At 34.9% G+C, this 15,024-nt stretch carries 8 protein-coding genes; all 8 read left to right on the forward strand.

What is annotated here, in order from left to right; genetic code table 11:
* The 8 genes from MPR_RS08225 (at nucleotide 1) to MPR_RS08260 (ending at nucleotide 14,721) form a co-directional block, all read left to right on the forward strand.
* On the forward strand, nucleotides 1-978 hold the full coding sequence (locus tag MPR_RS08225; RefSeq protein WP_006258986.1) for a deoxyhypusine synthase family protein: 978 nt from the start codon (nucleotides 1-3) through the stop codon (nucleotides 976-978).
* A gap of 857 nt (nucleotides 979-1,835) precedes the next feature.
* Nucleotides 1,836-2,162, forward strand: coding sequence for a hypothetical protein (locus tag MPR_RS08230; protein WP_041891366.1), 327 nt, complete (start codon nucleotides 1,836-1,838; stop codon nucleotides 2,160-2,162).
* A 90-nt stretch (nucleotides 2,163-2,252) separates the two neighbouring features.
* The gene (locus MPR_RS08235) at nucleotides 2,253-2,600 is read left to right on the forward strand and encodes a hypothetical protein (RefSeq protein ID WP_041891368.1); all 348 of its coding nucleotides are present in this window, start codon (nucleotides 2,253-2,255) and stop codon (nucleotides 2,598-2,600) included.
* Nucleotides 2,601-2,775: 175 nt separating this feature from the next.
* Nucleotides 2,776-6,513, forward strand: a complete 3,738-nt coding sequence (locus tag MPR_RS08240) for an AraC family transcriptional regulator (RefSeq protein WP_041891374.1) — start codon at nucleotides 2,776-2,778, stop codon at nucleotides 6,511-6,513.
* Between the two features lie 181 nt (nucleotides 6,514-6,694).
* Entirely contained in the window at nucleotides 6,695-9,763 is a 3,069-nt protein-coding gene (locus MPR_RS08245; protein ID WP_006258981.1) for a SusC/RagA family TonB-linked outer membrane protein, read from the forward strand.
* A gap of 12 nt (nucleotides 9,764-9,775) precedes the next feature.
* Nucleotides 9,776-11,365 carry a RagB/SusD family nutrient uptake outer membrane protein gene (locus MPR_RS08250; RefSeq protein ID WP_041891379.1) on the forward strand — a complete coding sequence of 530 codons (1,590 nt, stop codon included), beginning with the start codon at nucleotides 9,776-9,778 and terminating at the stop codon, nucleotides 11,363-11,365.
* Nucleotides 11,366-11,428: 63 nt separating this feature from the next.
* Nucleotides 11,429-13,222, forward strand: coding sequence for an alkaline phosphatase (locus MPR_RS08255; protein WP_235280645.1), 1,794 nt, complete (start codon nucleotides 11,429-11,431; stop codon nucleotides 13,220-13,222).
* Nucleotides 13,222-14,721: a calcineurin-like phosphoesterase C-terminal domain-containing protein gene (locus tag MPR_RS08260; RefSeq protein ID WP_041891388.1), complete on the forward strand. Its 1,500-nt coding sequence runs from the start codon at nucleotides 13,222-13,224 to the stop codon at nucleotides 14,719-14,721. Before MPR_RS08255 ends, MPR_RS08260 begins: the two co-directional genes overlap by 1 nt.
* Nucleotides 14,722-15,024 lie beyond the last annotated feature (303 nt).

Raw genomic sequence — 15,024 nt, forward strand, 5'->3', positions numbered from 1 at the left:
ATGGAAAATAGAGGACCTATTTCTCAATTTATGGCGCATAATTATCGCCACTTTAACTCAGCAACTGTAGTAGATGCTGCTCAAGGGTATGAAAAGTTTTTAGATGAAGGAGGGAAGATGCTTATTTCTCTTGCAGGTGCGATGAGTACTGCTGAGCTAGGAATCTCATTAGCAGAGATGATTAGACAGGACAAAGTAGCTATTATCTCATGTACAGGGGCTAACTTAGAGGAGGATATTATGAACTTAGTAGCGCATTCTCACTATAAAAGAATTCCTAACTATAGAGACTTAACTCCTGAGGATGAGCTAGCGCTGTTAGAAAATAAATATAACCGTGTTACGGATACGTGTATCCCTGAAGAAGAAGCATTTAGAAGAATCCAAGGGCATATCGAGAAAATATGGAAAGACAGTGAGGCAGCAGGTGAGAGTTATTTTCCACATGAGTATATGTATAAGTTACTATTAAGCGGTGTGTTAGAAGAGCATTATGAGATAGATCCTAAAAACTCATGGATGCTAGCTGCCGCAGAAAAAAACTTACCAATCGTAGTACCAGGATGGGAAGACTCTACGATGGGGAATATCTTCGCTTCTTATGTAATTAAGGGGGAATTGAAGTCTAGAACAGTGAACAGTGGAATAGACTATATGGTGTGGTTAGCAGATTGGTATAAAAAGAATGCTGTAGATCAAGGAGTTGGTTTCTTCCAGATAGGAGGAGGTATTGCTGGAGATTTCGCTATGTGTGTAGCTCCTATGTGGGCACAGGATTTAGAGGATGATTCAGTATTGAGATGGAGATATTACTGTCAGATTACAGATTCTACTACTTCTTTTGGATCTTACTCAGGATGTATTCCAAACGAGAAGATTACTTGGGGTAAACTAGACGTAGATACACCGAGTTATGTAATCGAATCAGATGCTACTATTGTAGCCCCATTGATTTTCTCATGGGTATTGAAACAATAAATAAGAAAGAGCCTTCGGGCTCTTTTTTTTGTCTTAGAATAAAGGACTAACAGTTGAGTTCCATTTCTTAGGAATGAAATAAAAGAATTTGGTAATCAGAGCCCTACTATAAGTTTATTGACTGTTTTTTACTCTATTATAGAAATACTAAAGCTTATGAAAATTCTAAATATGAGAATATTTTAACCGCTATAAATTCTAAAAACAGGACAAATCACAGCTGTTAAAAATATTAACATTTAGGGTTTTTTAGGAATTTTAAGCATGCGATAAAGCTAGTGATATCAAGGGTTTCGGGAAGGTTGTATGGGCGTTGTTCGGAAGTTCTTTGCAAGGTGTTCGGAAAAAGGGGGTGTTTTCCGAACACCTTCCGAACAAACCACAACGTATACCGCATGAATACTCGGTTCGCAGTGAATTAATGCTGTTAAAAAACTTGTTAAAATTTTAAAATTGAGATTTTGAAAGCTGTGATTTGTGCTTTCTTTTTGGTGAGATGTACCAGACTTTGAATAGAAGAATATTCTCAATAATGGACATTGAGTCAAAGCCTTTACTGTAGGCAAAGGTAGTAAAAAAATAGATAGGAGAAAAGAGGGTGTAGGAGGTAAAGGGGAAAAATAAATGGTGTGTCTAAGAGAATTAAGTAATGGGAATTGTTTTATATAACTATTTGAATTGTTGTATTTTGGTTTTATTATTTTGATTAATTTTATTCAAAGTGTGAGGAAGTGCTATTTATGTATTAATACCCTTATAATAGCAAATGATTTACCTTAAATTAAAAAACACTGCTTTATCTAGAATGATACTGTAGTTGTATAGCAGTAATGTAGATGTTATAATTAGATGACACAATGAAGTTAGTGGACTTAGTGAAATATTTCAGAAAAGGAGGGGCGTATCAAGACTTTTGTAAGGAGTACTCACTGAATGTTGATTCAGAGGTTATCGAAATATATATGGAAACACCTTTTCAAATAGATAATGAGCTCTCTTTTTTTGAAATAGAACAGACAGAAGGAGTGTTAGAGTTTGAAGTTAATAATATAGTGTTGTCAAGTTTATTTGATTTCTATGTGTTTCTTGACATGATTGAAGAATCAAATCAAGAGACCTATAAGAATGTAAGCGATCTAGATATTGCTAAAAGGCTTATTAGTTATGGTTTAAATAATGCTTGAGGAAAGCAATACTTAATAGATGTTATTTTTATGAGACAGGATATATGGGGAATATTTGTGATAAAAGGAAGATTAAGATGAATAAATAAGATGAAAGAGATTAGTGAAGAACAATTGTATAGCTATTTTTTAGAAACTCTTAATTGTTGTGGTACTTTTCTTCTAGATCGTAATGATGATGAAATAGAGTATTTGATTTTTGAAGTATTCGATATTAATGTTCGTACATTTTTTTATTGTGATACGCTTATAAAGTTACTTACTAATAAAAGAATATCAATAGAAACGTATGAAAAAGCAGTGAAGGTTAGATGCCTATATTTGAGTATCGTGGGGACTGACTTATGGAGTATTAAAGGTATAAGAGAAAGTGATATATGGAAAGAGATTTTTAATCTATGTGATGATATAAGAAGAAATGAAATTATAAAAGAATGAATAAGATACAGTTGTTTGGTAATCCCAGTAAGGAGATATTGCCAAGAGATGTGTTATCTATATAGTATTAAAACATTTTTTCTAACATATAGGTAACTATAATTTAACTTGGGCTTACGGACTAAATATTTGAATACCTTTATTTTTACGCATTTTATAAGCTATAATAGTGCCGATGCGTTGGTTTTTTATATTTTTTCTGTTTTCTTGCCTCTCTTGGGGGCAAAATGTCCACTTTAAAACAATCACTACAAAAGAAGGACTTTCTAATAATTCTATTAATTGTATAGCAAATCACCCTGATGGGGCAGTCTGGATAGGGACTTGGGATGGGCTAAACCTATTCGATGGTAAACAAGTAAAGGTCTACAAACACGACCCTAAGAATCCTAATTCTATTGGAGGTAATGATATTTATGCATTACTAAGAGATAAAGAAGATCGTTTGTGGATCTTATCTGATGGAAAACAGATTAGTTTGTGGATAAAGGATGATGTATTTCAGAATTATAGTTTTTCTAGTGAGCCTCGTGTATTGAGTTTAGATGAACAAGGCAATATTCTCGTACAGCTAGAATCAAAAAAGTGGTTCACTTTTAGAGGAGGTCAGTTTGTGTCTGTAGATGCTCGTTATAGTGGGGATATGGCAGATCACTTAGTGGAGGATGCAAGAAAGAAGTCACCTCAGTATTATGTACAAGCTAGTTTACTAGAAAATATACGAGAGCAATTTCCCGAGTTTATTATCAATGCTATTGCAACAGAGGCTAACGGGAATACATGGATCGGTACTAAAAGTCAAGGTGTTTTTCTGTTAAGAGCAATAGAGGGGGAATATAAGATTATCGAAAACCACAAAGTAGATCCGCAGCATCCTTATAGTTTACTCAGTAATGAGGTGATGGTACTGCATATAGATAAGTTTGACAATATATGGGTAGGGACTAAAGATGGTGGAGTCTCTATTCTACCGACGAATAAAGCAAGTCTTGATTATGTGTTTTCTCATTCAGAGAGACAACCTCATTTACCACATGAGACCATTCGCGCTATTGCAGTAGATAAGCTAGGAGGTAGATGGATAGGGTATTATACACAAGGAGTGTTCTATCAAAAGAAGCGAAATGAACCTTTCGTACCAGTTGTTATCGAAGAATATAAAGAGAATAAGGATTGGAATAGAGTACGCAGTTTATACTCGGACTCTCATGGTAATATCTGGATAGGAACTTATGCAGGAGTAGTAAAAATAGAACAGGGCAAACAAGAGTTTTTTCAAGAGGGAATTACCAAGCATTTTATCAGTAATAGAACGTATGCTTTCGCAGAAGATATCAATCATTATCTATGGATGGGGAGCTGGGGAGGTGTGAGTAAGTATAATGCATTGACTAAAAAGTTTGAACCTTTTGTCAATCAAGATAAATTAAAGCAATACCATATTCGTCATATTTCTATTCAAGATAATTTATTGATTTTAGCTACTGAAGAACATGGGGTGGTATTCTACGATTGTCGATCTGGGGAGATTAATATCATTAATCAAGAAAAAGGATTGCTAGGCAATAGTGTATTCTCTACTTATGCAGATGCTTTTACAGGTGATCTATGGGTGGCTACTTTAGGAGGAATATCAGTATTTGATACTGACTATGAACTTAAGAAGCAAATTAGAGAAGAAGATGGTCTTCCTAGTCATTTGGTGTATAGTCTTACTCCTTCTCAGGATGATGTTTGGATTAGTACTACTAAAGGAATAGCTTCAATAGACAAACATACTTATAACGTCTTAAACTTTAGTAATTATATTGGTTGGCAAGGACTAGAATTTTCTGAAGGAGCATATAGTCAGAGTAAAAAAGGCTTTCTGCTTTATGGAGGAAATAAAGGCTTAAATATTATAGATCCAGGACATCTGAGAAATGATCAAAAAGCTCCAGAATTTAGAGTCTTACTCAATGAACGTATAGCAGAAGAGGGGAAGGTTAGTTTTTTTGATCCAGATGAGAATAAATTGCGTCTTACACTCTATCCTATAGGTTTTAATCAATATCCGATTAATCAATTTGAATATAGAATAGTAGGTCTTTTTGACGATTGGAGGGTTCTTCCTCAAAAAGAAGTTAATTTAGATGATTTAGACCATAAACGCTATCAGATAGAGATACGTGATACAGTACAAAAAGACAAGCGTATAGTATATATGATTGCTTTTGAAATCGAAAAGCCTTTCTTTCTACAGCCTTATTTTGTTATTTTATTTGTCATCGCTGGAGGGATGATTGTTTTATGGCGTGTACGTATCAAGCAAAGGAAGATGAGAAAGAGAGAGATCGAGCTTAAAAAACAAGTAAGAGATCGCACAAAGGAAGTGGAAGCACAAAAGAGACATCTCGCTAATAAAAATGAACAGCTTAGTATTCTAAATCAAGAGATACAACAACAGAAAGGAGAATTACTGAATCTACATAGCAAATTAAAGAATGACGATATAGAGATGGAGAATTTCAGAATCTTCTTGTTGTCTAGAATTAAGAAGCCTATTGTCAATACATTGGGGATACTAGAAGAACTTAATGTAGAAACGACACAAAAGGAGGAGTTGATTAAAGTTTATGATATGGTTCGGGAGTGGAACTATATAGAGCAGGTTAAGGATTTTGATACTATAGAATTAGTAAGTGTAGAGATGACTTCTTTTATAGAGCACCTAAAAGAGGAGTGGGGAGCGATAAAAGAGAAGTATGGTGTAGAGGTAGTAGTGTGTAATGAAGTAGATGCTCAGTGGGTAGAAGTAGATTTATTGCGTTTTAAACTGTGCTTGCGTTATCTGCTATACGAATGTTATAAATATTTAGAAGATAATCAGCAAATAACGGTTCGTTTCTATATGAAGAACAATGTTTTATATATTGATTTAGACTCTGTGAGTCATACTTTATTTGCGTTTTGGAATGACAACAGAAATTTTAGTCCTTACTATAGAGCTTTTGAGACTTTATTACAAAATCTAAATGGTACACTGATGATTAATAGTCAGTCAGTGTTCTCTCTTGGCATATCTATTCCTTTAGTTCCATTAGAAGAGAATAAAGGGATTGAGAAAGGGAATTGGAATGAATTCTTAGAAGAGCTACAAGTGCTCCCAAAGGATAAAAACAATATTCTAGTGTATGCTAAAGAAGAGGATAAGGCAATTGTCAAACAGTTATTGGCTGGACAAGAAGATACTAATTTGGTCTATAATCACAGTGTGAGTAGAGTGGTAGGGAATATAGAGCATTATAAGTATGACGCATTAGTACTTTATAATATTGAGATGTCTGATCGCACTTTATCTTTATTTGCACAGATTAAAAAACAGGCTCAGAAACAAAGGTTACTTATCTTTTATATTGCAGAGACAGTAGATTATTTTGTACAAGAGCAATTGAGTCAATTGGGAGTTAGTGATTTTATTCACTTACCAGTTGGTAAAACGACCTTAGATAATATGGTTTTTAAGCGTATTCGCTATGATAAGGAAAACAAGGAAAGCAATACAGTCCTTTGGAAGGCGAATCTAACAGAGGATGTTATAGTGAATCTTTCACCTAATGAACGTTTGTTTAGAAAAGGAATGGAAATGATGAATGCAAGATTTAGTGATGCCTCGTTCAGTGTAGATCAATTGACAGTAGAGCTAGGTATTTCTAAGATGAAGTGCTATCGTTTGTTTAAAGAGTTTGTAGAGCAATCTCCTTTAGAAATATTAATTGAAATGCGCTTACAAAAAGCAAAAGTATTGATCGAGAAAGGGGACTTGACAATTTCAGAAGTCTGTTTTGAATGTGGTTTTAACGATCCAAAATACTTCAGTAAATCTTTTAAAAAGCGCTTTGAACATAGTCCTTCACACTTTAAAAATGACTAGAAGAATGTGTAGAATAGATTATCCTAGTGTTAACTAAAGGTTATTGTCCAAATAGTACACTACTCTGATATAGAATTAGTCTTTTACTGAAAGATTATTACACTTGACTGAAAGAAAATTACCCCTGTATTATACAAAGCAGAAGTACTTTCGAAAGTGAAATATCAATGTAATCAATCTTATGAAAAGACATTTCTTAGTATGGCTGTTATGTATAGGAGGTAGTACTTTCTTACATGCACAAGTGATAGTAAAGGGAAAGGTAGCAGGCAAAAGTGATGGCCTACCTGTTTCTTTTGCTACAGTAATCGCGAATAAGGACAATTCTACTTGGGTAACTACGGATGCCGATGGGAATTTTACGCTAGAATTAGCCAAAGAAGCAGGTACTCTTTCTGTGGAGTATTTAGGGTACAAAACAAAAACGATCAACTATCAAGGCGCTCAATTAGTAAGTATCCTTTTAGAACAAGACAGCAATATCTTAGATGAGGTCGTTTTAATTGGATATGGAGCTTCAAAGAAAAAAGATATTACCACTTCGATTGCAACAGTGGATAATATTAAGCAAGTTGCCTCTAGACCAGTGTCTAATTTAAGTGATTTCTTACAAGGACAAGTTGCTGGGGTAACTGTAACACAGCAAGGAGGAGATCCTTCTGAGAGCAGTAAGATGGTTATCCGTGGTTCAGGTTCATTAGCTAATGAAGCACCACTTACTGTAGTAGATGGTGTCCCTTATTATGGACCAGCAATTAGCCCAAATGATATTGAATCTGTATCTATCTTAAAAGATGCAGCTGCAGCTGCAATCTACGGAGCTCAGGCTGCTTCAGGAGTAATTGTAATTACAACTAAAAAAGGAGTAAAGGGAGATCCTAGTGTTTCTTTAAATGTGTATACAGGTTTTTCAAAAGCTACAAACTTACCAACGCCATTAGATGCACAAGGGCAAGCTTCTGTATATAATATGGCTGCAGATAATGCAGGAGTACCTAGGCAGTCTGCGCATGATGCTCTACTTAATCCATGGGGACAAGTGAATAGAACAAATTGGATGGATGAAATCTTTAGAACTGCAGCTATGCACAATGTAGATGCTAGTATTTCTGGAGCTTCTGACCATACGAATTATTTTGCTTCTCTTGGGTATAATAAAAAAGAAGGAACTTTAATAGGAACATTTTCTGAACGTTATAACTTTAGATTAAAGGCAGATACTAAGCTGACTGATAAAGTTACTATTGGAGAGAATGTATACTACTCTAATACGAATGCTATTGGCACTAATACTACAAGTTCTTATTCAGGAAGTGTCATCAGTGCTTTATATATGCCTTCTGCAGCGCCTGTATACGATGCTGATGGTAAATTTGGAGGAGTAGTACCTCATGATTTAGCACAGTTTGCTGGAGCGTATGGAGATGTATATAATCCAGTAGCATTACTGTTAAGACCTACAACATCTAATCCAACGAATTTCTTAAATGCCAATGTGTATTTAAACTATGATATCGTTGATGGATTATCCTTCAAAACTTCTTACAGTTATGATTACACAAGTAATAAGTATAAGAAATTTACGCCTAAGGCACCAGAGTTAGGAAGAACAAACTTAAATAATTACCTATTAGAAAATAACTACGAAAAGACCCATTGGATATGGGATAACCAGTTGACTTACCACAAGACATTTGGTAAGCATGATGTTAATTTAACGGCTATCCATTCAGCACAAAAAACAAATTACGACTATATTTCTGTTCAAGGAGAAGGTTTTGGAAGTGAAGAATCATTTAACCAGTATATGGGGAATGCCTCTATCATCAGAAAGCCAGTTACAGAGGTGTATGAAGATGCATTAACTTCTTTGATAGGACGTGTGATGTATAACTTCGATGATCGATATTTTGTATCGGGAAGTTTGCGTAAGGACACTACTTCACGTCTAGCTAAGAATAACCAATCAGAAGTATTCCCTTCTGCGTCTGTGGGGTGGAGAATATCACAAGAGAACTTCTTTAATGTAAATGCAATAAGTGAATTAAAATTAAGAGCTTCTTGGGGACAAATCGGGAATATTAATTCTGTAGGCTATTATTCTTTTGATGTACCACTTAGCAATAGTGATATTATTATGGGAGAAGATGGTATGCTTACAGGTAAAGGAACTTATGTAAACCGTCAGTCTAACCCTAACTTAAAGTGGGAAACATCAGAATCTTTTGATATTGGGCTAGATGCTGCTTTCTTTAACGGACGTTTAAACGTAGTGGCTGATTACTTTAGTAAGCGTACTAAAGGGATGATTATTCCAGGATTAGAAGATGCTCATCATGGTACAGCGGCAGCAGATGTAAATGGTGGTGAAGTACTGAATAAAGGTATTGAATTGTCATTGAGTTATAATGATCATATAGGAGACTTAAACTATAAGATTTTTGGAAATGCAAGTTTCTTAGAAAATGAACTAGTAAACTTAAATGGATATAACCAAAGTGGAATAGACTATATCGCCCATGGAGATAATGTTCGTGGGGTGCTTTCTCCATATAGATCTGTAGTAGGTAGACCGCTTTACTCTACTTATTTAGTTCCTTATTTGGGAATCTTCCAGTCGCAATCAGAGATTGATGCGCACCGTTCTAATGAGGGTAAATTAATACAACCTAATGCTAAACCTGGTGACTTTAAGTTCGAAGACAGCAATGGAGATGGTAAGATAGATAATAATGATAAGCAGTTTATGAACGCTTATTTACCTAAGATTACTTATAGTTTTGGTTTAAACTTAGAATATAAAAACTTTGATCTAAGTATGTTCTTCCAAGGAGTAGGTGATGTGAAAGTATTCAACGGATATAAGTTCACAGCTTACAATGCTTCTTTACAAGGATATAATTTAGATAGTCGTGTGATGGGAGCATGGACTCCTGATAATCCGAATGCTAGTCTTCCTAGATTATCTACTAAAGATGATAATCAGAACTATGGAACGACTTCTAGTTGGTACTTAGAAGATGCTTCTTATTTACGATTAAAGAACTTAACAATCGGATACACTATGCCTAAGAGTGTAATGAATAGTCTATCCCCTAAATCTAGTTTAAGAATATTCATGTCTGGAGATAATTTATTTACGATTACTGGATATGATGGTATAGATCCAGAAGTAGGAGGTGTAGGAATGGACGTAGCAAGATATCCTGTGTCAAGAACAATATCAGGAGGTTTCTTATTTACTTTTTAATCACTTATAATTATGAAAAAATATAGTTTATCTAAATATAGCTTAGTATTAGGTTTATCAGCAATCTTATCACTAGGAGCTTGTAGTTCTGATTTTACAGAGTTAGATCCAAAAGGAAATACATCTTATGAGAATTTCTGGAAAACAGAGCAGGATGCTACAGAGGCGGCTAATAGCTTGTATCAGATGATGATGGAAGATGAAATGTTTGGGAGAGGATTCTTTTGGTATATTAATGCTTCTGACGATATGGTAACAGGACGTCTTAATGCAACAGCAGACAATATTAAAAACTTTAACCTAAATGGGGATGAGGGTTATATCAATGGTATTTATCAAAATGCTTATAAAGTAATCCGAAGAGCTAATGATATCATTGTTAATGTTCCTGGAATGAAAATCAGTGAATCATTAAAAAAGAGAGTACTAGGTGAGGCTTATTTTATGCGTGGTTTCTTTTATTTCTGGCTAGCGCATACATATGGAGATAATGGAAATAACGGTGGTGTGCCTATTATTACAGAGGCTAATATGTCGCAGCCAGCAGGTAGCTATACAAGGCCAAAAAGCGTGATTGAGAACTATGACCATATCGTTCAGGATTTGACAAAAGCATCAGAGTTATTGCCTCTTTTTACTTCTTATTCAGCTGATAATTATGGTAGAGCACATAAAGATGCTGCTTTAGCCTATATCGCAAAGACTTATTTATATTGGGCACAATATGACTCTTCTAAGTTTAATGAAGTAATTAAGTATGCAGATGCAGTTACAAATTCTGGATCAGGAAGAGCACTTGTCAATACAGGTAATCCTTCTAAAGATTACAGAGAATTACACAGTGCTTTAAACAACTGGAAGAGTGAGTATATCTGGTCTGTAAACTCTGGAATAGAAGGAGGGAGTATTCTTCCGGGCTGTATGTTAGAGAACAAAGGATGGGGAGCTTATAACGGATGGGGGTATTTTACACCTACAGAAGGACTATATCAAGAGTTCGAAAAAGGGGATGCACGTAGAGCAGTAACGCTAATGGTCTTCGGAGATGAGTTTAGCTACTTTGGGCAAACCAAAAGATATTCTTCAGAGAACTCGATGTCTGGACTTCAGTTTAACAAATATATGTATGAGTATAGTACAGAAGATGCTTTAGGGAAGTTTATCAATATGAATGGAGATAAACCAACAACAAACTACAATGTTCCTCTAATGCGCTATGCTGAGATTTTATTAATGAAGGCTGAAGCTCAAATCATGTTAGGGCAGAATGGTGATCAGGCATTAAATCAGGTGCGTAAGCGCGCTGGATTAGCACCTAAGAATGGGGCGACGATGACAGACTTAAAACATGAGAGAAGAGTAGAGTTAGCTGGAGAATTTGCAAATAGACATTTTGACTTAGTAAGATGGGGAGATGCAAAAGAGGCTTATGGAAAACCTCTTTATGGAAGAATTCATGAAGATCGTTCTAACCCTGATTCTCCTTATAAGGTATCAGAGGTATGGAAAGCTAGAAACTTTGACGCAAGTTATATGCATGTATGGCCAATACCGAATAGGGCTGTACAATCATCAGGAATACAACAAAACGTAGGATGGTAATTTAATTTCAAAACCAATTGAGGGCTACCTTTTTGGGGCTAGCCCTCTTTTTTATGCAACACAATGAAACGACTTTTTTTATCTATAGCCTTTATTTCAAGTGTCTTAATGGCTAATGCTCAATCAAAAAATTATAAGATACACTCTCATAATGATTATCATCAATCTACTCCTTTCTGGACGGCTTATTCTAATGGAGCAGAGTCCATAGAGATTGATTTAGTCATAGAACAAGGCAAGTTATATGTAGCACACGAAGTAAGTTCTGTACAAGTGAATAGAACGATAGAAAGCTTGTATTTGGAATCATTAGAAAAAGCTATTCAATTAGGTATTGGTAAGGCAAAGGGACTTAGTTTTTTAATTGATTTAAAATCAAATGCAAATCAGTCTATGGAGCTATTATTACCAGTACTGAAGAAGTATGAAAGATTAATTAAAGAACAAGAAATTACTTTTGTTATTTCTGGGAATAAGCCAGATACAAAAGTTTTTGAACAATATCCTTACTATGTAAAATTAGATCACCAGAGTTTAACTCCTTTAAAAAATGCAATGCTATGGGAACGAGTAGCCATGGTAAGTCTTAATTTTAAAGATTACTCTGTTTGGAATGGTAAGGGGCGCATGGTAGAAGAAGAAAGACAAAAACTTCAAGAAGTAATAGACTTAGTTCACAAGCAAGGTAAACAAGTTCGCTTTTGGGGAACTCCAGATGGAAAAACTGCATTTAAGGCGTTTTATGATATGGGCATTGATGTTATCAATACTGATAATCCTTACTTAGCACAGACATACTTAAAAAACTTAGATCGTGCTGTATATCATAATACAACAGTATCTGAGGTCTATAAGCCAACATTTGCAAATGATGATAAGGATGTACCTATTAAGAATGTTATTCTCTTAATAGGGGATGGAAATGGGTTGACACAGATATCTTCTGCTGCTTTAGCAAATGGAGGTGACTTAAGTTTACTTCAGTTGAAGAGTGTAGGCTTTATCAAAACGCAAGCAGGGGATGATTTTACAACAGACTCTGCAGCAGCAGGAACTGCTTTAGCAACAGGTCAGAAAACCTATAATCGTTCTATTGGGATGGGTATGGACAGAATGCCTTTAAAGAATATGACGGAGTACTTAGCGCCGTTTAATTATAAAACGGGAGTAATTACCACGGATGAATTAACAGGAGCTACGCCTTCTGCTTTTTACGCACATCAAAAAGATAGAGATGATAGTTCATTAATAGCTCAAGATTTATTAAAAAGCCAACTTTCTCTCTTTGTAGGTGGAGGAAGGAAGTCCTTTAAGAATGTGAATTTAAAGCAAGAGTTTACTTTACTAGAGCAAGTAGAACAGCTTAGTACTAGTAAGGATGCTCGTGTTGGTTATTTCTTAGGAGAAGGAGGATTAAAAGGTGTAATAGAAGGAAGAATAGACGTTTTAGCACAGTCTACTAAACACAGTTTAGACTTTTTGTCAAAAGGAGATCAACCTTTCTTTTTAATGGTAGAAGGAGCTAAAATAGATTCTTATGGTCATTTTAATAATACAGGAGGCATTGTAACAGAGGGAATTGACTTCGATAAAGCGATAACAGAAGCTTTAAAGTTTGCAGATAAAGACGGGCAAACCTTAGTTATTATAACAGCAGATCACGAGACAGGCGGTTTTGCAATTCCACAAGGAGATGTAAAACAAGGCATTATTGAAGGGGATTTCATCTCTCATGATCATACAGGAACTATGGTGCCTATTTTTGCTTATGGACCTAAATCGGGTGAGTTTAGAGGAGCTTATGAGAATAATGAAGTATACCATAAGATTATAAAACTCTTAAATCTTGATAACTAATGAAGCGCTTATTAGTAGGTATAAGTCTTATTATAACGAGTGGAGCTTGGGCACAACAGACACAAGTAAAAGGTAGAGTATTTGAAGATACCAATCAAAATAAGCAATACGATAAAGGAGAACCTCTGTTAAAAGATGTTTTGATCAGTAATGGTAAGGATTTAGTTGTGACTAATGCTAAAGGTGAATATAAGATCAACAGTTTAGGGCAAGGTCAAATCTTTTTAATCAAGCCTTCAGGATATCAGTCTCCTTTGTCAAAGTCTAATAAAGTTGAGTTTTATATTCCTTTTGGAGAAGAACATAAGAGTTATGATTTTCCTGTGTATAAGCAAGAGGAAGGTAAACCTCTAAAAGCTGTTTTATTGGGAGATTTGCAGTCGGATGTAATGGATGATATTCATCACGTAGAAAAACTCGTGGTAAGCGAATTAGCTACCACACCTCCAGATTTAATCTTTCCTCTTGGAGATTTAGCTTTTGATCGATTAGAGGTGTTTGAACCTTTATCACAGGCATTAGGCGTAATCGGTAGCCCTATATATTATGTGGTTGGAAATCATGATTTAAACTTTGGGTCAGGTCTAACACTTAATGATAGAGATAGTAGTTATAAGAAAGCTTTTGGCCCTTCTTATTATGCATTAGAATATGGAGAGGAGCTTATTTTAGTACTTAATAATATACTCCCTGTAAATGACAAAGAATATATAGGAACAATAGATGAGGTACAAAAAACTTTTATACAAAATGTACTGGCGCGATATACTCTAAAGTATGATAAAGTAAAAGTGATGATGCATATTCCTATTGAGTTTATGGAAGATAAGCAGGAGTTTCTAGACTTGTTTAAGGACTATAAAGAAGTCTTTGTGGCTGTAGGACATACGCATACACAGTATCATCAGTACTTTGAAAGAGAGAATAAGAAACCTGTACATCAATTAGTAGCTGGAGCTGTTTGTGGTGCGTGGTGGCAAGGGCCTCATGATATAGAAGGTATTCCTTTTGCTATGATGTATGATGGTACTTGGAAGGGATACTGGACACTAGAAACAAAAAAAGGAGATTATAATTTATCCTATAAAGTATCTGGTAGAGCTGAGGATAAACAGATTCAGATTTGGACTCCAGAAGTACAAGAGTGGGATAAGAGTTTAGAACACTTAAACGATGGATATGTCTATGCGAATGTATTTGCGGCTGATCTAAATACAAATGTTGAAATAAGCTTCGATGGTGTAAGTTGGCAAAAGATGGAGTACTATGAAGGCGTAGACCCTCATTATACCCGTCTAATAGAACTACAGAATCAAGGGCGATATAAAAATATGAAAAGTTCTCCTTTAGTAGATGCTAAAAGGAAGAGTAAACATTTATGGCGTATGCCAATACCAAAGGGGTTAAAAGAAGGCCCTCAGTTAATTAAAGTAAAAGCTATTGATCCTAGATACGGTCTTAATCATGTGGAGAATCGTGTCTTGTGGACCCCAAAATAGTTTTGTTGTAAGAAGTTGTTGTTTCAACTTTTTAGATTAGTAGTGTTTGTATTGGAAGGTGGCCTGGCGAGGTCACCTTTCTTTTTTGATTCCCATTTAAAAGCACAAAGTAGGTTATTTTAAAAAAGATTGATTTTTTAACTTTTATAAAATAATAAAAATGAGAATTAGCTGTTATAATATACATACTAGTAAAAGTTGCGTAGGTATATGCTTAACTTTATCTTTGTATGCTTAGGAAATAAAGAGATTTGCATAAATTGCTTTTGGAATAATGTTTTAAAATGCTATAAATTCTTTATT

This window comes from Myroides profundi (assembly GCF_000833025.1).
GTDB lineage: Bacteria > Bacteroidota > Bacteroidia > Flavobacteriales > Flavobacteriaceae > Flavobacterium > Flavobacterium profundi_A.